This window comes from Rhodoferax sp., assembly GCF_023701345.1.
In the GTDB taxonomy this organism is placed as follows: domain Bacteria; phylum Pseudomonadota; class Gammaproteobacteria; order Burkholderiales; family Burkholderiaceae_C; genus Rhodoferax.
Map to the genome: position 1 here is coordinate 1 of NZ_JAMPXE010000041.1, position 24,769 is coordinate 24,769.

The window sequence follows — 24,769 nt, forward strand, 5'->3', positions numbered from 1 at the left end:
TGCCTGGCTCGCTGACACAACTTTCGGCAAAATTCTGGGCGAAGGTGCGGTAGCGTTTGACGCAGTGCGGAATGAGGTCTTTGCCAAAATCATGGCTCGACCTGGGGTCGTCCGCATCACGCAGCAATTGCTCAATCAAAAAACGGGTGTTGAAGACATAAATGCCCATGCTGGCCAGCGCCTTGTCAGCCACACCGGGCATGGGCTGCGGTTGGGCCGGTTTTTCGGTGAAGTCAAGCACGCGGCCCGCATCATCCACCGACATCACGCCGAAACTGCCGGCCTCAGCCAACGGCACCTCGATACAGGCTACCGTCAGGTCGGCCTGTCGCGCCACATGGGCGGCCAGCACCCGGCCATAGTCCATGCGGTAAATGTGGTCACCGGACAGGATCAGCACGAACTCGGGCTTGGCATGGCGAATTTCACGCAGGTTCTGAAACACCGCGTCGGCTGTGCCCTGGTACCAGTGCACTTCGTCGGATTGCTGCTGCGCCGGCATGATCTCGATGAATTCGTTGAGGCGCCCGTCCAGAAAACTCCAGCCCAGTTGCAAATGCCGGATCAGGCTTTGCGCCTTGTACTGTGTGGCGACGCCGACCCGGCGCACGCCCGAGTTGACGCAGTTGGAAAGCGTGAAGTCGATGATACGGAAGTTGCCGCCAAACGGCACCGCCGGCTTGGCGCGAATGTCGGTCAGTTCATGCAGCCGGCTGCCACGTCCACCTGCCAGAATGAGGGCAAAGGTATTGCGCGTCAGCTGGCTGATGAATCGGGGGTCCTGCACTCTGCGCTCGACCTCTTCCAGTTCTTGATGGCTTCCCATCATGTCGCGCCCCGGTCAGGCCGTAGCCACACCAAAGTTCTCGGGCATCTGGATGGCCACCACCTCGCCACGCGCGGTGGCCACACCAGCGGCATACACGGTGGACTCGATCACCACCTTGCGACCCTTGATTTCCTTGATGCGGCCGCGAATTTCCAGCGTCTCGCCAATCGGCGTGGGCTTCAAATAATCGACATGCAGCGAACCGGTGACAAAGCGAAATGCGGGCAGCGTGTCCATGGCACGCCCCTCTTGCCGGTACATGGCCGCCGCAGCGGTACCGGTGCTGTGGCAATCGATCAGCGAGGCCAGCAGGCCGCCGTAGGTAAACCCGGGCACCGCGGTGTGATAGGACTCGGGCGTAAACCGGGTCACGGTCTCATCGCCTTCCCAAAAGGTCTTGATGCGGTGGCCATGGTCATTTTTGGCGCCGCAACCATAACAGTGCGACAGGTTCTCGGGGTAATAGTCCTGAAAGGCTTTCACGCGTGTCTCCTGGTCAGTGAATCAAGTCTTTTTTAAAGATCCTCATTACGCCTCAGCCCCAGGTCAAAGAGGCTGACATTTATCAATTTTCAGGCCCTTGGCGGCCAACTTGCAGCTTGGCATGGATGCGCCGCGTGGTGCGCCACACCACCCACAACACCACCGGCACCAGGGCGCCGGCAGCCATTTCGGGGTTGATCGGCAGACCCGCCGCCTTGAGCGCCTTGCCGCCGTACAGCAGCAGGCTGATCACGTAATACGAGATGGCGGCAATTGACAGGCCTTCCACCGTGCTTTGCAGGCGCAATTGCAGCTCCTGGCCGCGGGTCAGCTTTTCCAGCAATTGCTGGTTTTGCACTTCGGTGGCAATGTCGACCCGGGTGCGCAACAGATCACTGGCCCGCGCCACCCGCTCTGACAAGGAGGCCAGACGCTGCCCTGTGGCTGCCACGGTGGCCATGGCCGGCGACAAGCGGCGCTGCATGAATTCACCCAGGGTCTGGGTGCCTGGAATGGCTTTTTCGCGCAGCTCCCTGATGCGCTGATTGACCAGCGCGTAATAAGCCTGGGTGGCGGCAAAGCGGTAACTGTGGGTTGCAGTGGCACGCTCCACACTGGCGGCCAATGACACCAGGGTGTCGAGCAACTCCTGGTCGGAGGCCGACTTGTTTTCCAGCTGGGCGGTGATGCGCACCAGGTCGCTTTCGGCTTGCGCCAGCATCGGCCCGAGGGTCTTGGCCACTGGCAGGCCACGCAGCGCCATCAGGCGGTAGGTTTCCAGCTCCAGCAAACGCGCGGCAATGCGGCCAGCGCGGGTCTGGCTGGTGCCTTCGGGCGCGATCACCAGCATGCGTTCGAAGCCGTCAGGCTGCAGGCGAAACTGCGTCAAGGCCCAGGAATGGCCCATGGGGTGTTCATAGCCGTGGCGGTTGGCGGGTTCTGCGCCCGGCCCCGCCCCGTTGGCAGCATTGCTGCCCAGCAGCGAGGCCACCACAGTGCGCCTACCGAACCAGCGCACCGCCTGCGCCATCAAGGCCGTGGCATCATCGAGCGGCGCATTCAGCATGGCCAGTTGCACCGCGGCCACGGTGCGCCCCGGAATCTGCGCCAGCCATTGCGGCGGCACCGCCAGACTGTGCAGCAAATCAGGCTCGGACGCGCCGAGCAACGCGTGCTCGGGCAGCGGCTGAACGATGGCGTAGCGGGTAAATTCGGTGTGACGCTCCCACTTGACGGTGAAGCCGTCCAGGCGCAGGCGCAAGAAATTGTCCTGCAAGCGCTCCGGTGTCAGCCCGGTCTGGCCGGACAAGCGGTTCAGGTGGGCGCATTCGGCCTCGCGGCTCACGCCCTCGTTGAGCACCGCCACCTGGACCACGAGCGCCGGCAAGCGGATGCGTGCAGACGGGCGGGCGTGGACCTCGTTGTGCAGGATCGTGCGATCTGGATCGTCCGGTGGCAGCCATTGAAGCACAGGAGGTTCAGGATCAGCTGGGGTGGTGATTTGCATGAAGGCTATTTTGCCGGGGTTCTGTGGGTCACAACCTCACAGGCTGCTGACAAATGCCGCCACTTCCGGACGCAAGCGCGCTGGTTTGCCCTTGGCAACGGTGCCAATATTGATGCAGCACACGGCCTGCTCATGAACATGCAGGCCAAATAGCGTCCGCAGCCGGGGTGATACCAGCGCCTGGCCACTGGTCAGGCCCGAGCCAAACCCCATGGCGTGGGCCGCCAACAACACGTTTTGAATGGCACAACCGAGCGACACCAAACGCTCGGCATCACTCACGGCCAGCTCACCAGCCTCAAGCCGCTGCGCATCCCGCTGGGGCGTGCTGCCGGCCAGCCTGGCAATGGCCAGCATCAAAAAAGGGGCGCGGTGGGCCTTGTCGCGTGCGTTGTCAATTTGTTCGGTCGTGGCTGTGGGGTCGCGGTCTTGCAGCGCCAGGCCAAACACCTCGGCCAGCAGTTCGCGTTTCTCCACAGGCACCAGCACAAAACGCCAGGGCAGCAGTTGCCCGTGGTCGGGGGCCGCCGCGGCCGAGCCCAAAATACTCTGAATTTGTGGCCCGGACGGACCCGGATCGACCAGTCGGCGTGGTGCCACATGCTGGCGCGAATGAATCAGTGTGTTGGTGAATTCCGAATAATCAAAGCCGGGGGGTAAATCCATCTGGTGTTCCTGTGTGCTCAACCTCAAGTGTGCCTGATTCTGCGCTGCGCTCAGGCGGTTAGCCACTTTTGCACTTCAGCGACCGTCGGGATGCGCCCGCTGCTGACCAGGCGCGCCAGTCGACACCGGTGAGCCGATGTGCGAAATGCCACTCCGGTCCGATGATTTTTTCAGTTCGGCTAAAGTTGGCATTCCGGATTCAAAAGATAATGAATTCGCTGATTCATGAACTGCCTCACCACCGCCTGGACCCTGCATGCCGCTGAACTGCGCGGCTGGTTGCGCCATCGCGTGGGCGACACGGCACTCGTCGATGACCTGCTACAGGATCTGTTTTTGAAAGCCCTGCGCCAGGACAAGCGGTTTTGTGACCTGCACAACGCGCGTGCCTGGCTGTTTGAAGTAGCGCGCAACCTGCTGGCCGATCACTTGCGCATGGCACACCACATGGTCGCAGTACCCGATGATTTAATGGCACCAGCGGACGACACCGACACAATTGATCACCTGACCACCTGCCTGCCAAGGGTACTCTCTGAACTCAGCATCGAGGATCGCGAAGCCATCACCCTGTGCGACCTGCAGGGCATGGCGCAAGCCGACTTTGCCCGGACCAGGGGGCTGAGCCTGAGTGCCGCCAAGTCGCGCATTCAGCGCGCCCGGGTCCGGCTGCGCGCGCAAATGAGCCAGGCCTGCCAGGTGCGAATGGATGAGGGCGGGCGCGTGAGCGACTTTGTGCCGCGTCGCTGACCCTGCCGCTGCACATGCGGCAGCAGGCCGTCACCCACTTGCGATAACGCAAAAAATTATTCAATTCCGTGCATCTTTTTGGCTGGCCTGCCGTCTTCACAGGCATGAACACGCTGACCGTATCGCACAAATCCTGGCACATGCGCCAGCCTATCCTATTCCTGACCCTGGCCGCCATCATCTGGCTGGTGCTTTACAACACACTGATCCCGGCCTCTGAAGCACTGGTAGCGGCACTGCCGGTGGACCGCGCCGGCCACCTCGGCGGTGCTTTGCAGTTTTTCTTTTACGACACGCCCAAGGTATTGCTGTTGCTGACCGCCGTGGTGTTTGTCATGGGCATGGTGAACAGCTATTTCACGCCGGAGCGCACGCGCGCCCTGCTGGCCGGGCGCAGTGCGGGCGCAGCCAACGTGATGGCGGCCAGCCTGGGCATCGTGACGCCGTTTTGCTCCTGCTCGGCGGTGCCGCTGTTCATCGGTTTTGTTCAGGCCGGCGTGCCACTGGGGGTGACGTTTTCGTTCCTGATCTCGGCGCCGATGGTCAATGAGGTGGCTTTGACGCTGTTGTTCGGCATGTTTGGCTGGAAAGTGGCACTGCTTTACCTGGGCCTGGGTTTGAGCGTGGCCATCGTCGCGGGTTGGATCATTGGCCGACTCAAAATGGAAGCGTGCCTGGAAGACTGGGTGCGCGACATGCCCAAAACGTCCGCCGAATTTGAGGTCAGGGGCATGTCGTTGGGCGAGCGTATTGAAGGCGGCTTTCAGGCCGTGAAGGTAATTGTCGGCAAGGTCTGGCCCTACATCCTGGTCGGTATTGCGCTGGGTGCGCTGATCCACGGCTATGTGCCCGAAGAGTTCATGGCCAGTTTCATGGGTAAAGACGCCTGGTGGAGCGTGCCATTGGCTGTGATTATGGGTGTGCCGATGTACACCAATGCCGCGGGCGTAATCCCGATCGTGCAGGCTTTGCTGGCCAAAGGCGCGGCGCTGGGCACCGTGCTGGCCTTCATGATGAGCGTGATAGCCCTGTCGCTGCCCGAGATGATCATTCTGCGCAAGGTGCTCAAGGTGCGGCTGATCGCCACCTTTGTCGCGGTGGTGGCCGGCGGCATCCTGTTGGTCGGTTTTGTATTCAACGCGGTGCTGTAGCCGGACATTTTTAGACCTCAATTTCAACTTCAAGGAAATCTCATGGACATCAAGGTTCTCGGCACCGGTTGTGCCAACTGCCAAGCCACTATCGCCCTCATCGACCAGATCGCCCGGGCCAGAAACGTCACGGTCAAACTCGAAAAAGTGGATGAACTGCGCGATATCATGCGTTTTGGCGTGATGAGCACGCCCGGCGTGGTCATCAACGGCAAAGTGGTGCATGCCGGTGGCGTTCCGAGCCGCGACAAGGTTGAGCAGTGGCTGACGGCAACATGATTTTGACAAGGAACAACGACATGAATCCGCAGAAAAAATTCCATCTGGTGTTTTTATTGGTCATGGGCGCCATGATGATTTTCCTGATGACGCTGGTCATCACTTTCGTCAATGTCGGCTTGACTGAAAACTTTTTCAGGCTGTGGATGAAGGCCTTTGCCATTGCTTATGTGGTGGGTGTGCCGGTGATCTTTTTCCTGGCACCGGTGGCGCGAAAATTGACGGGTCGGCTATTGGACGTCTCCCCCGCCTGACGCGCAGCAAGCAAACCATGGCCGGCATTCAGTCTGAATACCACCGGACCCAGCACATAGGCTGGCTGCGCGCCGCCGTGCTGGGTGCCAATGACGGCATTGTCTCCACCGCCAGTCTGATCCTGGGTGTAGCGGCTGCCAGCGCCACCCAGAGTGCCGTTCTGGTAGCCGGCGTGGCTGGTCTGGTCGCTGGCGCCATGTCGATGGCGGCGGGCGAATATGTGTCGGTAAGTTCGCAGTCCGATACCGAGCAGGCCGACATCGCGCGCGAGCGACACGAGCTGGCCACCGATGGCGCGCGTGAACTGGCCGAGCTGGCAGCCATTTACGTGCGGCGCGGGCTGGACACCGAGCTCGCCCACCAGGTGGCAACGCAATTGACAGCCAAAAATGCGCTGGAGGCCCACACCCGTGACGAACTCGGTATTTCTGACGCCGTGAGCGCCAATCCACTGCAAGCGGCACTGGTGTCGGCACTGTCATTTATCGTTGGCGCCGGCTTGCCCCTGTTGACAGTCTGGCTTGTGCCCTACGCTTCTCTGACGCCCGTGGTGGCGGGCACCTCGTTGCTGTTTCTGGTCATGCTGGGTGGCTTGGCAGCCCACATGGGTGGTGCCGGCATTGTCAAAGGCATTTTTCGCGTGACATTTTTGGGGGCACTGGCGATGGCCTGTACGGCAGGTGTCGGCTGGTTGTTTGGTGTTGCCTTGTGACCCCGGTGGCGGCCAACACCAGAGGATATTATTTTGTTATTTATTTCAACTATTCAATAATTATTGTAATATTGCGAGATGGACAAATTGCTCGCCACCACCGTTTTTGAATCGCTCGCTTCAGCCGTACGACTGGACATTTACCGCTTGCTGGTCAAAGCCGGCCCGCAAGGGCTGGTGGCAGGAGAAATTGGCACTGCGCTGGAAGTGCCACCGACCAACTTGTCTTTCCATTTGAAAGCCTTGACGCATGCACAGCTTGTGTCGGTGGTGCAAGAGGGTCGTTATCAACGTTACCGCGCCAACCTGGCGCTGATGCAGGATCTGATTGTTTACCTCACAGCCGAGTGCTGCGCGGGTCACCCCGATCAATGTGCTGAAACCTGCCTGGCACCTGTCTGCGCCTGAATTTGCCCCCTGTTGCCTGTTTAACTTCACTGCTTGCCAGAAGGAATCACCATGAAAAAAATTCAAGTCTTTGACCCCGCCCTGTGCTGCAGCAGTGGTGTGTGCGGCACCGATGTAGACCAAACCCTAGTCGATTTTTCGGCAGACGTCGATTGGGCCAGACAGCAGGGCTTACCCATAGAGCGCTTCAACCTGGCGCAACAACCCATGGCCTTTGCCGAAAACGCAGCCGTCAAAGCCTTGCTGGAACGCTCGGGCGAAGCTGCCTTGCCGGTGACCCTGGTTGATGGCGAGGTGGCTTTTGCCGGGCGCTACCCATCGCGAGTTGACTTGACGCGATGGCTGGGTAATGCGCCCCAAGCCACACCCGACCAAGCGGTCAAGAACAATTGCTGCTCCGGCGGCGCTTGCTGCTAGGACAGGCATGAAGTTCCTCGATAAAGCCCCACGGTTTGTATTCTTCACTGGCAAGGGCGGCGTGGGTAAAACATCCATCGCTTGCGCCGCGTCGATTCAGTTGGCCACGACTGGCAAACGTGTGTTGCTGGTCAGCACCGACCCGGCCTCCAACGTCGGCCAGGTGTTTGGCATCAGCATTGGCAACCATATCACCGCGGTGACTCAAGTGCCTAACCTGAGCGCGCTGGAGATTGACCCGCAAGCCGCCGCCCAGGCCTATCGCGACCGGATCGTCGGGCCAGTGCGCGGCATCCTGCCCGAGAGCGTGGTCAAAGGCATTGAAGAACAGCTCTCTGGCGCCTGTACCACCGAGATTGCCGCGTTCGACGAGTTCACGGCCTTGCTGGTTGACGGCACCCTCACCCAAGACTTTGACCACATTGTCTTCGACACCGCGCCCACCGGCCACACCATCCGCATGCTGCAGTTGCCAGGTGCCTGGAGCGGCTTTCTGGAAGACGGCAAGGGCGATGCCTCATGCCTGGGGCCATTGGCCGGGCTGGAAAAACAACGCACCCAATACAAGGCGGCGGTGGATGCCCTGGCGGACCCGCAAAAAACCCGTCTGGTGCTGGTGGCACGGGCACAAGCGGCCACGCTCAATGAAGCCGCCCGCACCCATGGCGAGTTGGCTGGCATTGGATTGAGCAAACAGTATTTGGTGATCAACGGCGTGTTCCCCGAGGCTGAAGCAGCGGGTGACCCTTTGGCGCAAGCAATCTACCAACGCGAGCAGGAAGTGCTGGCAAACCTGACCGACGTCTTGCGCAATTTGCCGACCGATCAAATCGAACTCAAGTCGTTCAACCTGTTTGGTCTGGTTGCTTTGAAACAATTGCTGACCACCCAATCAATAACCAATGAGGCGCCAGACAGATCAGTCGACGCGCCCAAGATCAACGCACCCAGTTTGTCGTCGTTGGTAGACAACATCGCGCTTGAAGGCCACGGCCTCGTCATGTTGATGGGCAAAGGCGGCGTCGGCAAAACCACGCTGGCGGCTGCCGTTGCGGTGGAACTCGCCACGCGCGGCCATGAGGTGCACCTGACCACGTCTGACCCAGCTGCGCATCTGATGGAAACGCTGCGCGGCACACTGGATCACCTGACGGTGAGTCGCATTGACCCGCATGAAGTTACCGAGGCCTACCGCGCCCAGGTTCTGGCCAGCAAAGGCGCCAAGCTCGATGCCGCAGGCCGCGCCGTGCTGGAAGAAGACTTGCGCTCGCCCTGCACCGAAGAAATTGCCGTGTTTCAGGCCTTCTCACACGTGATTCGCGAGGCCGGCAAAAAGTTTGTGGTGATGGACACTGCCCCCACCGGCCACACGCTGCTGCTGCTCGATGCCACCGGCGCCTACCACCGCGACATCGTGCGCCAGATGGGCAGCACGGGCAGGCACTTCACCACGCCGATGATGCAGTTGCAAGACCCAACGCAAACCAAGGTGCTGATCGTCACGCTGGCTGAGACCACACCGGTGCTGGAAGCTGCCAATTTGCAAGCTGATTTGCGCCGCGCTGGCATTGAGCCCTGGGCCTGGGTCATCAACAACAGTGTGGCTGCCGCCAAGGTGAGTTCGCCCCTGTTGCTGCAGCGTGCCCACAACGAGCTGCGCGAGATTGACGCCGTGGCCACCCGCCACGCCAAGCGTTATGCATTGGTTCCCCTGTTGCGCGACGAGCCCGTCGGCGTCACACGCCTGACACAGCTCGCGGGTAATCTAAGCTAATTTTTTTATATCCAAGGACATCTCCAATGACCACCAAAGTTCTCAACGTGCTGTTTTTGTGCACCCATAACTCGGCGCGCAGCATCTTGGCTGAAGCCATCCTGAACCACATGGGCCGGGGGCGCTTCAAGGCCTATTCGGCGGGCAGCAGCCCGCGTGACAACCAGCAGCCCAATCCGCTGGGTTTGCAGGTGTTACAGCAGTCTGGCATTTCCACGGAAGGGCTTCACAGCAAAAGCTGGGACGAGTTTGGCAAGCCCGATGCACCCCACATGGATCTGGTGATCACCGTGTGCGACAACGCGGCGGGCGAGGTGTGCCCCTATTGGCCGGGGCAGCCAGCCACTGCACATTGGGGTTACCCTGACCCCTCAGCGGGTGATGGCAGCGATGACCAAAAATTGGAGGCGTTTCGCAAAACATTGCACGCGCTCAAGCGTCGCCTGGATATTCTGATCAGTTTGCCAACGGAAAAGCTGGAAAAAACCCTGATTCAAAGCACTGCGCGCGAGCTGAGCAAGGAGTAAACCATGAGTGCCCAATGTGAAGTTACCAGTAAACGCGCTGCGGGCGCGCCGATGAGCGTGTTTGAGCGTTATTTGACGGTGTGGGTCTTTTTGTGCATCGTGGCGGGAATTGCGTTGGGGCAGTTCCTGCCCGGCGTGTTCCAGGCCATTGGCCGCATGGAGGTGGCGCAAGTCAACCTGCCGGTGGGGGGGCTGATCTGGGTGATGATCATCCCGATGCTGCTCAAGGTGGACTTTTCGGCACTGGGCGAAGTGCGCAAACACGCTAAAGGCATTGGTGTCACCTTGTTTATCAACTGGCTGGTCAAACCGTTTTCGATGGCGTTTCTGGCCTGGTTGTTCATCCGCACGCTGTTTGCACCGCTGTTGCCCGCCGACCAGATCGACAGCTACATTGCCGGACTGATTTTGCTGGCTGCCGCGCCGTGCACGGCCATGGTGTTTGTCTGGAGCCGATTAACGGGTGGCGACCCGCTGTTCACCTTGTCACAAGTCGCTTTGAACGACAGCATCATGGTGGTGGCGTTTGCGCCGCTGGTGGCGTTTTTGTTGGGGCTATCGAGCATCACCGTGCCGTGGGACACCTTGCTGATCTCGGTCGGTTTGTACATTGTCATCCCCGTGATCGCGGCCCAGGTGCTGCGCAAATCATTGTTACGACAAGGCCTGGCCGCTTTTGATGCCGCCATGGAAAAAATCGGCCCGTGGTCCATCACCGCGCTGCTGGCCACGCTGGTGCTGCTGTTCGCGTTTCAGGGCGAAGCCATTTTGAAACAGCCGCTGATCATTGCGCTGCTGGCAGTGCCGATTCTGATTCAGGTGTTCTTCAACTCGGGCCTCGCCTACCTGCTCAACCGTGCGGTGGGTGAAAAACACAATATTGCTTGCCCATCAGCGCTGATTGGTGCCTCCAACTTCTTTGAATTGGCCGTGGCAGCGGCTATCAGCCTGTTTGGATTTAACTCGGGCGCGGCGCTGGCCACGGTGGTGGGGGTATTGATCGAAGTACCGGTGATGCTGCTGGTGGTGAATATCGTGAACCGCTCCAAAGGGTGGTACGAACGGGCATAAAGAGCATAACCTGCCTTGCTGCCAAGATGTGCAGCGCCATTGAGCATTGACAACACCCATGATGCCAAGCACAACCAGAATACCTTCATGGCGACGATTTGCGACACATAGACGGTGTATCCAGCTTGTCGCTTTGCAAGAATGCGATGGTTGCGATCGCGTTTAATTTTTCTAAGGGGTAAAAAATTGACTGCACGACAAGTAATGGCATGCAAGCCGGTGCGCACGACGATTGCTCTGGAAATGCTGTGAGCGTCGCCATGGACACCGCCATTCACCGTTTTCATGATTTGTTTGCCCAGCTGGGTTTGTCCAACGATGCCGCCAGCATTGGGGAATTCATCAGATCGCATTCACCGCTGGCCTTTGATGTCAAGCTGTCAAATGCCGACTTCTGGACTCCAGCTCAGGCGGCGTTCTTGCGCGAGGCCTGTATGCAGGATGCCGACTGGGCCGAACTGGCGGACCAATTGAGTGTAGCGCTACGCGGACCAGTTCAGCTTTAAATCAGCGTCATAACGCTTACTTGCCGGGAAATACACCCGCACCAACCGGCTATCTCTATCTGTAAGCTGGCATAACCCTGCGTCACTTCCTCAACCACAGCACCTGCTCTTGTTACCCGACCACGCAAGGCCATCTCAGGTGTCAAGCGCTGCGCCCACGTAAATTGAAATTGGCCCTGCCGGAATTTCCGACAGGGCCAATTAGTTTCACAGCGAACCGGTAACGATCAGACTTGCGTGAAGAACCCGATCCCCACCAGTGTCAGCAGAGTCAAGCCGCAGGCGATCAGAACAAAACCCAAGACGCGGGAGGCCGCCATCTTGCCTGCTGAAGGCGCGTCCACCAAATACTTCTCAAGCTCGCCGCTGGCAACCAGACGGTCGTACTCATTGGCATGTTCATGCTTGAAATCTTCAAGTGAGAAAGTGCCGGTGAACATCACCACATCCAGCGGGAACTTGTCAGGTCGGAAATGGTTATTGAAGAAGTGCACGGTGAACAGGAACACCACCGCCAGGAACGCCTCTTCCCCGTGGAAGATAGCTGCCACGTTGAACACCCAACCCGGCAAGAACGAACCAAAGAAGTTGGAGAACCACATAATCAAACCACTGACACCAATGATGGTCACACCCCAGAACGGAGCCCAGTAGTCAAACTTCTCCCAGTATGTCCAGCGGTCAAACTTGGGACGTGGACCCATGCCAAAGAACCACTTGAACATGGCAATCATGTCTTTACCGTCCTGCAGGTTAGGCACCAACGAATCCGGACCAAAGAACTTGAAGGTGCTCCAGTTTTTGGCAATGCGCCAGGTGATGTAGAACAGGTGCCAGAAGAACACACCGGCAAAGATCACCGCACTCACCCGGTGGATGAGACCAGCGATGTTCGGGCCACCGAGCGCCGTCATGAGCGGCACTGCCCAAGGCGAACTTGGGAAGAACAGCGGTATGCCGGTCAAGGTAAGGATCATCAGGCTCAAGGCAAAGGTGATGTGGGCCAAGCGCCAGATCGGGCTGAAGCGACGCACATGTTTGCCTTGCAGGTGGGCAGGCAGTGCCTCCATCTTGATATGCGGCTGTGTATTGCGCAGCTTGCGCTCCTTGTATTCACGGAAGAACCACAGCAGCGTGTGCAACCAGAAGAAGCCAAAGGTCCCGACCAGCAATTGAATCATGATTTGCCAGGCGACCCAGATTTGAGGGTAACGGTTGAAGTCGCCGCCATGCCCATGGGGCTGGAAAGACGTAAAGCCTTCCGGCGCCAGGGCCAGGTCTTCCTTGCCACTGTGGCAAGACTGGCAGGTTTTCAGGCGGTTGTCGACATGCACCATTGATTTGGGGTCATCAGCCTTCAACACCTTGTGGCTGCCATGGCAGTCGTAGCACTTGGCCGTGTAGGCATAACCCAAGGTGCTGATCTTGCCATGGTAAGTGGCCATGTAGGTTTTCAGATTAGCTTCATGGCAGCTGCCGCATTGCTGGGTTACAGCCAGCTTGAAAGGGTCGCCAGACGAGCCGGTGACAGCATGGGAACCATGGCAATCAGAACAAACGGCCGCTTTGGAATTGTTCTTTTCAAGCACTTCCTTGCCGTGAATGGATCCAGCATAATCCTCAAGCTGGTCTTCGTGGCAAGTACCGCAATTGTTGGAGATGCTCAAGCGCCATGTGGCGTACTGTGGTGTGTCCTTGACAGGCACATTGAAGGTGTGCGTGTCGTGACAGTTGTCGCACGAGGCATTGGGTTGGGTGGGGTCGTCCGCATTGGGGCGGGCATGAAATGAGCCCTTGTACGCCTCGATGTTTTTTGCAACCAATTCAAGCCGGGGCTTGTCTTTGGCGTTGCCGGATTTTTGGGCTTCGTCCCATAGATTTTGGTGGCAACCAGCACAATCGACCTTGGCGAGTTTGAGCGCCGGGTCCTTGACATGCGCGTTGGCTTTTTCGGCGTTGTCCTTGATGTCGGCGTGGCAGGCCACGCAAGTCATGTTGGCGTGTACGCTCTGACCAAATGTATCTTGCTTGACAGCATGCAACTCGCGTGCTTTGCCTTCGGCACCCGCCACTTGCAGTTTGCCCTTGTTGCCGTCGTGGCAACTCAAGCAAGTGGCGTTGTCAAGCTTGGCGGGCGCAACTTCAGCCGCAGGGCTGGCCGCGAACGCCGGCAAGCTCAGGCAAGCGCCCAGCAGCCAGGCAAGTCCGCCTAAAAGTAATGAGGATTTGAGTCGCATGATTCAATACAGATTAACAAATGAAAATGGCCACAGTCTTTCAGGACAGTGGCCACGAGCTTGCCGAAATACGCGCTGGAATTACTGAGCCAGGATCCAGTCAGCGAGATTTTTCAGCTCTTTTTGGTCTTTGCTATCGATGACTTTGTGTTTTTCTTCGGTACCGTCAGCCAGCTTGACCGTCGGGCCAGTGGTAATGCTGGTCAAGACCTTGGCTTGACCATCGGCCTTGCCCTTGTATTTTTCGGCAATCTTCTTCAATGCCGGGCCTTTCTTGGTCTTGTCAACGGCATGGCATTTGGTGCAGTCATTGGCTTTCATCAAGGCTTTCGCGGCTTCTTCATCGGGCGCAGCGTGCGCGGGGCTCAAAAAGGCAAGCGCCAATACAGCGGATGCACTGGCGAGGGCGATAGAGGATTTGAACATTGCTTAACTCCTGAAGTGAAAGGGGAAACACGAAAAACAGTGTATTGAAGATTGAATACACAATAATTGTGTGTTTATTCTAGCGCCCGGGTCATTCCCGAACGATTGATCTAAATCAAATGAAGCAGATTCCCAGGGTCAGCAAAAGACGCTTCATTCACTCGACCAGTTCGTGTCCCAAGTGAGCGCTACCATACTCACCTTTATTCACATGACTGCGCTCATTCAATAAACCCATGAGTCACGACCACGCGCCAGCCAACTTCAACCGGGCCTTTGCCATTGGCATCGTCCTCAACCTCGCCTTCGTCGGCATCGAGGCGTTTTATGGCTGGCGCGTCAATTCGCTGGCCTTGCTGGCTGATGCCGGACACAACCTGAGCGACGTGGCCGGCCTGGTGCTGGCCTGGGGCGGTGCCCTGGCCATCCGGCTGGTTCCCGATGCACGCCACACCTATGGCTGGAAACGCGCCACCATTCTGGCAGCCTTTGCCAATGCCTTGCTGCTGCTGGTGGCCATGGGCGGCCTGGCCTGGGAGGCCATTGGGCGGCTGATGTCCAACGAGGTGTCGTTGCAGGAGCAAGGCGTGACCATCATGGTGGTGGCAGGTATCGGCATTGTGGTCAACACCGCCACCGCGCTGCTGTTCATGGGCGGACGGGAACATGATTTGAATATCCGCGGCGCCTTTCTGCACATGGCGGCCGACGCGCTGGTGTCTGCCGGTGTGGTGGTGGCCGGTGCCCTGACGCTGTGGCAGGGCTGGACCTGGCTCGATCCGGTGGTAAGTCTGGGCATCGCCGCGGTGATTCTGTGGGGCACCTGGGACCTGTTCAAGCAGTCCCTGCACATGTTGTTTGACGGCGTGCCCGCGCGCATCGACCCAGCTGCGGTGCACGACTGCCTGGCTGCCCTGCCCGGCGTGGCCCAGGTGCACGACCTGCACATCTGGGCCATGGGCACCTCGCACGTCGCACTCACCGCCCATCTGGTCATGCCACAAAGCCATGCTGACGACGCCTTTCTGAATGAGGCCACCGAGCTGATGCACGACCGATTCGAGATCACCCATGTCACCTTGCAGGTTGTCAAAGTACCATTCACACCCAGTTGCGTTCCCGTGCCGAAAAAGAGCAAGCTGACTGAGGCAGAATCCCGGTCTGTATGAATCCTAACCCTGCCACCGTCCGGTCTTGTGCCGAGACCCTGAACCGCGACTGTTTTTGCCGCACCCTGAACCTGGCGCGCCTGCGTGAACAACTTGAAAGCGAGCCGAGCCTGAAGGGCATGATGGCCAACATCACGCAGACCCGGCCCAACCTGTTTTCATCGACGGTGGTGTTTATCTCGCAAGAAGTGCAGCAGCAAATCACGGCCACCATCGCAACCATCGAGCGTGTCGCCGCCCTGCCCGGCTACCAGGTACAGGCGCTGTCAAGGGCAGACGCCTCGGCGCAGCACGACTTCGGTCCGCTGGGCGCCTGCATGGGGTATGACTTTCACCTCAGCTCGGAAGGACCGCAACTCATCGAGATCAACACCAACGCCGGCGGCCTGCTGCTCAACGTGGCACTGGCGCGCGCGCAAGAGGCCTGCTGCGACGAGATGGACTGGGCTTTTCCGTCCAGCGCCCGGCGCGACACCCTGAAAAAAAATATCTTCGACATGTTTGCTGCCGAGTGGCAATTGCAGCGCGGTGCCACCCCCTGGCGTTCGGTGGTGATCGTGGACGATGCCCCGCTGGACCAATACCTGGCGCCTGAATTTGAACTGTTTCGCCAGTTATTCAGCCAACATGGTATCCAGGCCGCCATCGCCGACCCGTCAGAGTTGATCTGGCAAAACGGCCGTCTGATGCACCGGGGGATGACAGTCGACATGGTCTATAACCGCCTGACCGACTTTTATCTCACCGAGCCATCCCACCTGGCCCTGCGCCGGGCGCATGAAGCCAATGCTGTGGTGCTGACGCCGCACCCGCGCGCCCACGCGCTGCTGGCTGACAAGCGCAACTTGATTGCACTGAGCCAGAACGAGCTGTTGCTGGCTTGGGGGGCTTCGGCTACCGACCGCAAAATATTGTCAGGCAGCGTGCCTGTCACGCGTCTGGTCACCCCTGAGCGCGCCGACGAACTATGGGCTCAGCGCCGTCAATTGTTCTTCAAACCGGTGGCGGGTTACGGCGCCAAGGCCGCTTACCGCGGTGACAAACTGACACGCCGCGTCTGGACCGAGATTCTGGAAAGCGACTTTGTTGCGCAAGCGCTGGTGCCGCCGAGCGGGCGCATGATCGAGGTCGATGGGGTGCAGACCGACCTCAAGTTCGACATCCGTGCCTACAGCTATGCCGGTCAGGTACAACTGCTGGCAGCGCGCATGTATACCGGTCAAACCACCAACTTTCGCACCCAGGGCGGTGGTTTTGCGCCGGTGATCGTGGTGCCCTCCGCAACGCCTGTCACAGGAACCTGTTGATGTGCGGTATTTGCGGTGAGTTGCGATTTGACGCGACCGCGCCCGACATGACGGCCATCAGCAGCATGTCCGACAAGTTGGCACGCCGTGGACCGGATCACGCGGGCACCTACCAGGACGGTCCACTGGCTTTCGGCCATCGGCGCCTGTCCATCATTGACCTGTCCGCCCATGCCCACCAGCCCATGGTCGATGCCATGCTGCAGCTCACGCTGGTATTCAATGGCACCATTTACAACTACCGTGAATTGCGTTGCGAACTGCAAGCCAAGGGTTACCAGTTTTTCTCGGAAGGCGACAGCGAGGTTATCCTTAAAAGTTACCACGCCTGGGGCGACCAGTGCGTCACGCGTTTCAAGGGCATGTTTGCCTTTGCCATCTGGGACCAGCGCAGCAGCCAGTTGTTTCTGGCACGGGACCGCTTTGGCATCAAGCCTCTGTACCTGAACCAGACCAGTCAGCGTCTGCGTTTTGCCTCCAGCCTGCCGGCCTTGCTGGCCGGCGGTGGCATCGACACCGCGTTGGATGCGGTCGCGCTGCACCACCACTTCACCCTGCACACCGTGGTGCCGGCACCACGCACCGTGCTCAAGGGCGTGCGCAAACTGCCGCCCGCCACCACCCTGCGTTTTGACCCGGACGGCACGGTGACCGAGCAGCTGTACTGGACACTGGACGCCACCCGGCCGGAAAAAACCTGGTCTGAGGCCGAGTGGCTGGCCGCCACCCGTGAGCAACTGGGCCTGAGCGTCAAGCGCCGCCTTTTGGCCGCTGACGTGCCGGTAGGTGTTCTTCTGTCAGGCGGACTCGATTCCAGTCTACTGGTAGGTTTGCTGGCCGACCAGGTGCCGGATTTGCGCACCTTTTCCATCGGTTTCGAAGACCTGGGCGCGGGCGCCGAAAAAGCTGACGAGTTTGAATTCTCGGACCAGATTGCCGCCCACTTCAACACACGCCATCGCAAGTACCGCATCGCCAACAGCGAGGTCATGGCCCGCTTGCAGGAGGCGATTGAGCAAATGACCGAGCCCATGGTCAGCCATGACGTGATCGCCTTCTACCTGCTGGCCGAGCGGGTGTCGAGGGATGTCAAGGTGGTGATGTCGGGCCAGGGCGCTGACGAGGTCTTTGGCGGCTATTTCTGGTATCCCAACATGAACGCCGCAAGTGGCACGCCACTTGAACGCTTTAGCCAGCATTACTTTGACCGCGACCACGCGGAATACCTGCAAATGATCGCACCAAAGTTTCAGGTGGATGATGTCACCTCCGAGCTGATTGCGGGCGAACTCAGCAAGTCGCAAGCCGATGAATTTCTGGACCAGATCTGGCGGCTCGATGTCACCACGCTGATCGTCGATGACCCGGTCAAACGCGTCGACAACATGCCAATGGCCTGGGGTCTGGAGGTGCGCACGCCGTTCCTGGACCATGAGCTGGTGCAACTGGCTGCCCACATGCCACCCGAACTCAAGCTCAGGGAAGGTGGCAAGTTTCCGCTCAAAGCGATCTCACGCGGTCTGATTCCCGACTCTGTCATTGACCGGCCCAAGGGCTACTTTCCGGTGCCCGCACTCAAGTATGTCCGTGGCCCGTTCCTGGAAATGATGCGCGGCATGTTGACCTCCGAGGCCTGTATCAAACGTGGCTTGTACCAGCGCGACTACGTCAACAAGCTGCTGGCTGCGCCCGAAGCGCCTGAACACTTTACCCGCATCAACGGCAGCAAGCTATGGCACCTGGCTTTGCTGGAATGGTGGCTGCAAGTGCATGTAGACCCACATGAATGACGACCTGAACGCCCATCACACCCTGGTGCCTTTGCTGCGCCACATGGTCGCAGCCTTGTTGCTGGGTCCGCTCATTACGTTGCTGGTTTTGCGCTCCGTGCTCACTGATTCACCGGCCAATTTTTTGGGACCACCCGCTTTTTTCGCGGTGGGTCTGGTCAGCTGGTATCTGATTTCAGTCGACAAAATCAGCGCCGCCATCAAGTTGATGATAGCCGGCGTCTGGATCACGATCACAGGCATCGCCATTTTTTCTGGCGGCTTGCGTTCGCCCGTGATGGTGATCTATCCCATTTTGGTGTTGCTGGCAGGATGGCTTGACAGCGCCCGTTCCGCAAAATTGATGACCGGACTTTCGATGACCGTAACTCTGGGTTTGTGGCTGGGTGAACAGCTGCAATGGTTACCGGTTCAGCTTGCACCTCCCACCGCCGTGTACGCGATCAATCAAGTCATCATTACCTTGCTATCCGCTGTTTTGATCGTTTTTGTGATGCGGACCTTCAAACACCGGCTGGAACAACTCCAGGAAACCAAAAACAATCTGAAGAAGCATGCATTGGCCCTCGAAAAGAGTGAAGACCGTTACCGAACCCTGATTGAATGGTCGCCAGAAGCCATTCTGGTGCACCGTCAAGGAAAAATTGTTTATGCCAACCCGGCTGTCATCAAGCTATTTGGCGCACCGGATGCGGCAACACTGCTGGCCACACAAACAGCCGATCTGATCCATCCGGACAACCGGGCCGCGCAAGCAGAGCGCATGAAAAGCATCATCAACCGGGAAGCCATTCCCCCTGCCACCGAATCCAGGTTTCTCAAATTCGACGGCACGGTGATCGACGTCCAGGTTCAGGGCACAGCCATCGACTACGACGGCGAACCGGCCATTCAGGTCTCCATTCACGACATCACCGAGCGTAAAAAACTGGAAAATGAAATCAGACAACTGGCGTTTTACGATGTTCTGACGCGTCTGCCCAACCGGCGCCTGCTGGACGACCGCTTGCGCCAAGTCCTGTCGACCAGCAAACGCCACGGCGGCTACAGCGCCCTGATGTTTCTTGATCTGGACAACTTCAAATCCCTGAACGATTCCTATGGCCACGCTCTGGGCGATGCTTTGCTGATCGATGCCGCCGCCCGACTCAGGAAGTGCGTTCGTGAGATGGACACCGTGGCCCGCTTTGGTGGCGATGAGTTTGTCATCCTGATCTCAGAACTCAGCAACACGCAGACTGATTCGACGGAACAGGCCCTTGCCATTGCTGAAAAAATCCGTCAGGCGCTGTCACATCCCTATGTACTTCAGACGCAGCAAGCTGCCAGCGCCGCATCCAGCATCACGCACCAATGCACGGTCAGCATGGGTGTGGCGGTTTTTTCCAGCGAGCGGGCCAATCAGGAAGATATTTTCAAGTGGGCCGATGCCGCCATGTACCAAGCCAAGGACGAGGGGCGAAACCGGGTGCGTCTGTTCCATCATTAGCTTGGAAACTTTGCACTAGAGGGCTCGACCCAAGCGCCCAATGCCTTCCTCAATCCTGGCCACATCGGCAGTGGCAAAGCTCAGGCGCAGCGTGGCCATGTCCGGGTCATGGGCATAGAACGGTGCACCGGGCACAAAGGCCACCAGTTTGTCGATGGCGCGTTTGGCAAACTCAGGCGCGCTGGGGTTGCTGCCATGGGCTCCGGTGAGCCTGGCCCAGAAGAACATGCCGCCCTTGGGCTGGTTGAACGTGATGGCATCACCGAGTTCACGGCGCAAGGACTCGGCCATGACCCGGGCGCGCTCGGCGTAGGTGCGGCGCACCACGGCCAGCGTGTCGTTCAAGCGGTTGAGCGTCAGGTAATGGGCACAAATGGCCTGCGTCAGATTGCTGGTGTGGGCATCGCTGAACTGCTTGCACATGGTGGCCTTGGCCAGCAACTCGGGCGGCGCAATCAGCCAGCCCACGCGCAGGCCGGGGCTCAGGATCTTGCTGAAACTGCCGCAATGCGCGAGCCAGTCGCGGCTGCCGGGAACACCGTCGCTCAGGGCCAGCAGGCTGGCGGGCGGCGGTGCATCAAAGTACAACTCGCCATAGGGATCGTCTTCGACAATCAGCGTCTGCGTGCGTACCGCAATTTCCAGAATGCGCTGGCGCCGCGCCAGGCTCAGCGTGGCGCCGCTCGGGTTGCCAAAGGTGGGAATCAGGTACACCAGTTTCGGTTTGTGTTCTTCGATCAAGGCTTCGAGCTTGTCAACATCCACCCCATCGGCATCGATCGGCGCGCCGATGATGTGGGCGCCGTAGAGCCGGAAACACTGGATGGTGGCCAGAAAGGTGGGCGCTTCCACTATCACCTTGTCGCCGGGCGAAATCATGGTTTTGCCGATCAGGTCGAGCGCCTGCTGGCTGCCGGTGGTGACGATCAGGCCCTCTGGCTTCACCGTGCTGCCCTTGCCTGCCATAAACGTACTGATGGCCTCGCGCAGTGGTTGAAAACCCTCGGTGGCGCCGTATTGCAGCACCGGTCCCGGGCTGTTGGCCAGCACCGCAGCGCTGGACTGGCCAATGCCTTCGGCGTCAAACAGCGCCGGGTCGGGAAAGCCACCAGCAAAGCTGATGATGCCGGGTTTGCCCAGCAACTTGAAAAGTTCACGGATGGCAGAAGTTTCAATGGCATTGAGTCGGTCGGCGAATTGCATGGGATAAGCTCGGATGAATGGAGACCAAATTGTCACCGATGATTCGCACCTGCCAAACCCTTGTTTATCCAGCTTCTCGATTGAACGCATGAACGCCAACGCTATTGAACATTTTTTTGCCACCCTCGCCGCAGCCAACCCGCAGCCGCAGACCGAGTTGAAGTACAGCAGCGTGTTCGAGCTGTTGACCGCCGTGCTGCTGTCGGCCCAGGCTACCGATGTCAGCGTCAACAAGGCCACACAAAGCCTGTTCCTGGTGGCCAACACGCCGCAAAAAATGCTGGAGTTGGGCTTGGAAGGCCTGGAAGGCTACATCAAGACCATCGGCCTGTACCACAGCAAAGCCAGACACCTGTTGCAAACCTGCCAGATCCTGGTGGAGCGTTACAACGGTGAAGTGCCGCGCACGCGCGAAGCACTTGAAACGCTGCCCGGCGTGGGCCGCAAAACGGCCAATGTGGTGCTCAATGTGGCGTTTGGCGAGCCGACCATGGCGGTGGACACGCACATCTTCCGGGTCAGCAACCGCACCGGGCTGGCACCGGGCAAAACGCCGCTGGAAGTGGAGCACAAGCTGCTCAAGCGCATCCCCGAGGCTTACCGGGTGCACGCCCACCACTGGCTGATTTTGCTGGGCCGCTACGTCTGCCAGGCGCGCACGCCGCAATGCTGGCACTGTGCCGTGGCGCCGTATTGCGACTTCAAGGAAAAAACGCCCCAGCCAAAGAGCTGATCAAGCCTTCCGGTGCCGACAACCCGAGCAGCGTGCGTTGGGTGTCTGACGGAGCGAAGTAAAGGAGGAGGTTCGGGCGTCAGCCCGAACCGGGGGACATGAGCGCAGTCAGATACCCAATGCGCGCTGCGGCCCCGGCAAAGGCGCATCCCGCCACACACCGAGCCAGCGTCAACAGGCATCTTCCACCCAAAGGGAAGGCACCCGGTAACGCCAGGACTGGCCGTAACCGGGCGCAGCCGCTGGCCAATCAGCCGCAACATGCACTTCACGCTGACCGGATGCGATCAAGCGCGCGGCCCGAATCACCCCGGCATGGGTCAGCCAGACCTGCGGCACCCCTGGCAAACACGCGTCAACCGCCTCATCCCAGACCTCAACCACACGCCCCATGAAATCGGCCACACATTCACCGTCACCCACCCGGTAGCGCCAAAAGTCACTGGTCCAGGCATCAAAGGCTTCAGGCGGCAAGGCATCCCAGCGCTGGCCCTCCCAGGCACCAAAGTTCATCTCACGCAAGCGTTGCTCAGTGTCAAAACGCAGATCCGGCCGCAGCACCTGCAGGGCTTGGGCCAGTTGCTGGCAGCGCAGCAGTGGTGACGATTGCACCCGGACCCCGGGCGGCAGGCGCTGCGCCAGACCTCGGGCCGCTTGCTGTGTGGCATCCGCATCAGCGGGCACATCCAGCGCACCGTAACAGACGCCGGGCGCAATCAGCGGCAGCGCGTGGCGCACCAGCCAAATCACAAGCTCAACCCCAGCCCCAGGTAAAAGGCGACTTCGCAGACCTGCTGCGTGGCCCCCAGGCAGTCCCCGGTGAAACCGCCCAGGCGCCGCCAGAACCAGCGCGTCATGACGGCCCAGGCAAGGCCAGAAGCCACGAGCGCATGGATCAGGGCCTGCAGCAAACCCTCATCGGTGACATGGATGGCAATGTAAGCAGTGTCTGCCTGCACAACAACCACCAAGGCCAGCGTCAGACCGCACCAGAGCAAGCCGGCGCACAAGGCCAACACGCTGATCTGATCCGCCAGCGGCTTGGACTTGGAACCCGCCGCATCACCCACATGCGGCAGCAAACGAATGGTGAGCAATGGCCAGGTGCGCGAGGCCACATGGGCCACAAACAGCGCCGCCACCAGTAGCGGCCCGCTGACATCGCCCAGCAGCGCCAGCAAGGCCACCTTGCACAGCAACACCAGCACCACGGCAATGGCACCAAAAGCACCGACCCGCGAGTCTTTCATGATGACCAAAGCCCGGTCCCGATCGGCACTGCCGCCCAGACCATCGGCCACATCGGCCAAGCCGTCTTCATGAAAGGCACCGGTCAGCAACACGCCCAGAGCCGTGCCCAGCGCCGCAGCCACCAACGGCGCCGAACCGGTGGGTGGCAACCAGGCCAGCAATCCAGCGGTAAAAAGTGCCAGCAAACCACCAACCAGAACACCCACCCCGGGGAAATGACCGGCACTGGCACGCAACATTGCCGGGCTAAAACCAACCCAAACCGCCAGCCGTCCGGTAACCGGAATGCGGGTGAAAAACTGCAGACTCAGCAAATAGTGGCGAATGAATTGAAGCAAAAATAAGGGCATGAGGTTCAACGATCAGCCTGGAGACAGGGAATGAAGCGTGCGCTGGACATTACACCGCCAGGTCTGTTTCGATGGTCTTTTCCGACACCCCGGCTGACTCGAAACTGGCCATCTCGCGCAGCATGGCGCAGGCAGCCTGCAACAACGGCCATGCCAGCGCGGCCCCTGAGCCTTCGCCCAGGCGCAGCCCCAGGTCCAGCAAGGCTTGCACACCCAGATATTGCAGCATGAACTCGTGGCCACGCTCGCCCGAGCGGTGGGCAAACACGCAGCGCTGCAGTACCAGCGGCTGCAGCGCATGTGCCACCAGCACCGCGCTGCTGGCAATAAAGCCATCGACCACAATGACGCGGCGCTCCTGCGCGGCTTGCAGCACGGCACCGACCATGGTGGCGATCTCAAAACCACCCAAAGCCGCCAGTGCGTCCAGCGGCGCTTTTGCCTGCGGGTGGCGCGCCAGCACCTCGCGCAGAATGGCGGTTTTGCGCTGCACGGCATCGGCGTCCAGGCCGGTGCCGGCACCGGTGCACAGTTCAATGTCAAGATCTGCCAGACGCGCCAGCAGCAGCGATGCCGCCGAGGTGTTGCCAATGCCCATTTCGCCCAGCAACAGCGCGTTACCTGGCAGGGTTTTGACCAGGTTGACGCCGTGTTGCAGGGCTTGCTGGCATTGCGGCAGGGTCATCGCTGCCTGCTCGCTTGAGTCGGCCGTGCCCTGCTCGGCTCCGGGCACCTTGCACACCCGCAGACCCGGACGCTCGGCACCGGCAGGCAAGCCCGCCAGAAAGTCGTGCTTGACACCACAGTCCACCACGGTCAGTGCAATCTGGTTGGCGCGTGAAAACACGCTGACGGCCGCGCCGCCGGCCAGAAAGTTTTCCACCATCTGCCAGCTCACGTCGCTGGGGTAGGCTGAAACGCCACGGCGCACCAACCCGTGGTCGCCGGCAAACACCACCAATTGCGGGTCTTTCAGCACCGGGCTGTCGGTGTCCAAAATTTCGCCCAATTGCAGGGCCAGCGCTTCAAGTCGGCCAAGCGAGCCCAACGGTTTGGTCTTGTGGTCTATCTTGTGCTGCAGCGCCTGGGTCAAGGCGCAAGAGCGGAGGTCGGTCAGGATTGGAAGTGTGAGCATGATGACAATTTAATAGGTGGCAAATTCGAATTATTTTGGCAAGGCGACCCACTGGTTTCCCAGCGCATGAATGGCAATGCGGCCGTCAAACACGGTCTCAAGTGCCCGATGCGTGGCCACATCGCCGCAAGCACCCTGGTGCGTGATGCGCCCGGCGGCCATGATGAGCATGTCGTCAGCGTGCAGCGCCATGGAGATCTCATGCAACACGCTGACCACGGTTTTACCTTGAGCGATCAGGCTGCGAACGGTATGGAGCCAGTCAGCCTGGTGCGGCGGGTCGAGGTTGGCCAGGGGTTCGTCCATCAACAGCACCTGCGCCTGCACGGCCAGGGCGCGGGCCA

At 59.6% G+C, this 24,769-nt stretch carries 26 protein-coding genes and 1 pseudogene; 16 read left to right on the forward strand and 11 right to left on the reverse strand.

What is annotated here, in order from left to right; translation table 11 throughout:
• The 4 genes from NDI87_RS07645 to NDI87_RS07660 all read right to left on the reverse strand — a co-directional run.
• On the reverse strand, nt 1–826 hold an 826-nt coding region (locus NDI87_RS07645; RefSeq protein WP_296274441.1), incomplete at its 3' end, for a sugar phosphate nucleotidyltransferase.
• A 15-nt stretch (nt 827–841) separates the two neighbouring features.
• A complete protein-coding gene (locus NDI87_RS07650) occupies nt 842–1,312 on the reverse strand; it encodes a PaaI family thioesterase (RefSeq protein ID WP_296274443.1) in 471 nt (156 codons plus the stop codon).
• Between the two features lie 82 nt (nt 1,313–1,394).
• On the reverse strand, nt 1,395–2,819 hold the full coding sequence (locus NDI87_RS07655; protein ID WP_296274445.1) for a DUF3422 domain-containing protein: 1,425 nt from the start codon (nt 2,817–2,819) through the stop codon (nt 1,395–1,397).
• 36 nt (nt 2,820–2,855) lie between these two features.
• Nucleotides 2,856–3,485 (reverse strand): nitroreductase family protein, encoded by a 630-nt coding sequence (locus NDI87_RS07660; RefSeq protein WP_296274447.1) that lies wholly within the window; start codon nt 3,483–3,485, stop codon nt 2,856–2,858.
• A gap of 225 nt (nt 3,486–3,710) precedes the next feature.
• Between NDI87_RS07660 and NDI87_RS07665 the strand changes: the two genes are divergently transcribed.
• The 11 genes from NDI87_RS07665 (at nt 3,711) to NDI87_RS07715 (ending at nt 11,335) form a co-directional block, all read left to right on the forward strand.
• Entirely contained in the window at nt 3,711–4,235 is a 525-nt protein-coding gene (locus tag NDI87_RS07665; protein WP_296274449.1) for a sigma-70 family RNA polymerase sigma factor, read from the forward strand.
• Between the two features lie 104 nt (nt 4,236–4,339).
• The gene (locus NDI87_RS07670) at nt 4,340–5,386 is read left to right on the forward strand and encodes a permease (protein WP_296274450.1); all 1,047 of its coding nucleotides are present in this window, start codon (nt 4,340–4,342) and stop codon (nt 5,384–5,386) included.
• Between the two features lie 42 nt (nt 5,387–5,428).
• Complete coding sequence (locus NDI87_RS07675) at nt 5,429–5,665, forward strand: thioredoxin family protein (protein ID WP_296274452.1); 237 nt, start codon at nt 5,429–5,431, stop codon at nt 5,663–5,665.
• Between the two features lie 20 nt (nt 5,666–5,685).
• On the forward strand, nt 5,686–5,919 hold the full coding sequence (locus tag NDI87_RS07680) for a DUF2798 domain-containing protein (RefSeq protein ID WP_296274454.1): 234 nt from the start codon (nt 5,686–5,688) through the stop codon (nt 5,917–5,919).
• Nucleotides 5,920–5,936: 17 nt separating this feature from the next.
• Complete coding sequence (locus tag NDI87_RS07685) at nt 5,937–6,632, forward strand: VIT family protein (protein WP_296274455.1); 696 nt, start codon at nt 5,937–5,939, stop codon at nt 6,630–6,632.
• Nucleotides 6,633–6,710: 78 nt separating this feature from the next.
• Nucleotides 6,711–7,040 carry a helix-turn-helix transcriptional regulator gene (locus NDI87_RS07690; RefSeq protein WP_296274457.1) on the forward strand — a complete coding sequence of 110 codons (330 nt, stop codon included), beginning with the start codon at nt 6,711–6,713 and terminating at the stop codon, nt 7,038–7,040.
• Between the two features lie 51 nt (nt 7,041–7,091).
• Nucleotides 7,092–7,457: an arsenite efflux transporter metallochaperone ArsD gene (gene arsD / locus NDI87_RS07695; RefSeq protein ID WP_296274460.1), complete on the forward strand. Its 366-nt coding sequence runs from the start codon at nt 7,092–7,094 to the stop codon at nt 7,455–7,457.
• Between the two features lie 7 nt (nt 7,458–7,464).
• On the forward strand, nt 7,465–9,231 hold the full coding sequence (gene arsA, locus NDI87_RS07700) for an arsenical pump-driving ATPase (protein ID WP_296274462.1): 1,767 nt from the start codon (nt 7,465–7,467) through the stop codon (nt 9,229–9,231).
• Between the two features lie 26 nt (nt 9,232–9,257).
• The gene (locus tag NDI87_RS07705; protein WP_296274464.1) at nt 9,258–9,758 is read left to right on the forward strand and encodes an arsenate reductase ArsC; all 501 of its coding nucleotides are present in this window, start codon (nt 9,258–9,260) and stop codon (nt 9,756–9,758) included.
• Between the two features lie 3 nt (nt 9,759–9,761).
• Nucleotides 9,762–10,829 (forward strand): ACR3 family arsenite efflux transporter, encoded by a 1,068-nt coding sequence (gene arsB / locus NDI87_RS07710; RefSeq protein WP_296274465.1) that lies wholly within the window; start codon nt 9,762–9,764, stop codon nt 10,827–10,829.
• 260 nt (nt 10,830–11,089) lie between these two features.
• A complete protein-coding gene (locus tag NDI87_RS07715) occupies nt 11,090–11,335 on the forward strand; it encodes a DUF2789 domain-containing protein (protein WP_296274466.1) in 246 nt (81 codons plus the stop codon).
• 227 nt (nt 11,336–11,562) lie between these two features.
• Here NDI87_RS07715 and NDI87_RS07720 read toward each other — a convergent pair whose 3' ends face one another.
• Nucleotides 11,563–13,572 carry a cytochrome C gene (locus NDI87_RS07720; protein WP_296274467.1) on the reverse strand — a complete coding sequence of 670 codons (2,010 nt, stop codon included), beginning with the start codon at nt 13,570–13,572 and terminating at the stop codon, nt 11,563–11,565.
• An 81-nt stretch (nt 13,573–13,653) separates the two neighbouring features.
• Nucleotides 13,654–13,998, reverse strand: coding sequence for a c-type cytochrome (locus tag NDI87_RS07725; protein WP_366028513.1), 345 nt, complete (start codon nt 13,996–13,998; stop codon nt 13,654–13,656).
• A 236-nt stretch (nt 13,999–14,234) separates the two neighbouring features.
• On the opposite strand from NDI87_RS07725, the gene NDI87_RS07730 reads away from it, so the two are divergent.
• Genes NDI87_RS07730 through NDI87_RS07745 form a run of 4 tightly spaced genes read left to right on the forward strand, consistent with a single transcriptional unit; the run spans nt 14,235 to nt 19,753 of the window.
• The gene (locus tag NDI87_RS07730) at nt 14,235–15,167 is read left to right on the forward strand and encodes a cation diffusion facilitator family transporter (RefSeq protein WP_296274469.1); all 933 of its coding nucleotides are present in this window, start codon (nt 14,235–14,237) and stop codon (nt 15,165–15,167) included.
• Nucleotides 15,164–16,474, forward strand: coding sequence for a hypothetical protein (locus NDI87_RS07735; protein ID WP_296274470.1), 1,311 nt, complete (start codon nt 15,164–15,166; stop codon nt 16,472–16,474). The genes NDI87_RS07730 and NDI87_RS07735 overlap by 4 nt, the downstream gene beginning before the upstream one ends.
• Entirely contained in the window at nt 16,474–18,264 is a 1,791-nt protein-coding gene (locus NDI87_RS07740; RefSeq protein WP_296274472.1) for an N-acetylglutaminylglutamine amidotransferase, read from the forward strand. The genes NDI87_RS07735 and NDI87_RS07740 overlap by 1 nt, the downstream gene beginning before the upstream one ends.
• Nucleotides 18,257–19,753: a diguanylate cyclase gene (locus tag NDI87_RS07745; RefSeq protein ID WP_296274474.1), complete on the forward strand. Its 1,497-nt coding sequence runs from the start codon at nt 18,257–18,259 to the stop codon at nt 19,751–19,753. The genes NDI87_RS07740 and NDI87_RS07745 overlap by 8 nt, the downstream gene beginning before the upstream one ends.
• 15 nt (nt 19,754–19,768) lie before the next feature.
• On the opposite strand, the gene NDI87_RS07750 is transcribed toward NDI87_RS07745, so the two are convergent.
• A complete protein-coding gene (locus NDI87_RS07750; RefSeq protein ID WP_296274475.1) occupies nt 19,769–20,956 on the reverse strand; it encodes a PLP-dependent aminotransferase family protein in 1,188 nt (395 codons plus the stop codon).
• 88 nt (nt 20,957–21,044) lie between these two features.
• Between NDI87_RS07750 and nth the strand changes: the two genes are divergently transcribed.
• Entirely contained in the window at nt 21,045–21,689 is a 645-nt protein-coding gene (gene nth, locus NDI87_RS07755; RefSeq protein ID WP_296274477.1) for an endonuclease III, read from the forward strand.
• Between the two features lie 171 nt (nt 21,690–21,860).
• On the opposite strand, the gene NDI87_RS07760 is transcribed toward nth, so the two are convergent.
• The 4 genes and pseudogenes from NDI87_RS07760 to NDI87_RS07775 all read right to left on the reverse strand — a co-directional run.
• On the reverse strand, nt 21,861–22,439 hold the full coding sequence (locus tag NDI87_RS07760; protein WP_296274479.1) for a histidine phosphatase family protein: 579 nt from the start codon (nt 22,437–22,439) through the stop codon (nt 21,861–21,863).
• A complete protein-coding gene (locus tag NDI87_RS07765; RefSeq protein WP_296274481.1) occupies nt 22,436–23,290 on the reverse strand; it encodes an adenosylcobinamide-GDP ribazoletransferase in 855 nt (284 codons plus the stop codon). The genes NDI87_RS07760 and NDI87_RS07765 overlap by 4 nt, the downstream gene beginning before the upstream one ends.
• Before the next feature lie 49 nt (nt 23,291–23,339).
• Nucleotides 23,340–24,425, reverse strand: coding sequence for a nicotinate-nucleotide--dimethylbenzimidazole phosphoribosyltransferase (gene cobT / locus NDI87_RS07770; RefSeq protein WP_296274483.1), 1,086 nt, complete (start codon nt 24,423–24,425; stop codon nt 23,340–23,342).
• 30 nt (nt 24,426–24,455) lie between these two features.
• Nucleotides 24,456–24,769 (reverse strand): annotated as a pseudogene (locus tag NDI87_RS07775) (ABC transporter ATP-binding protein); the annotation flags it as partial.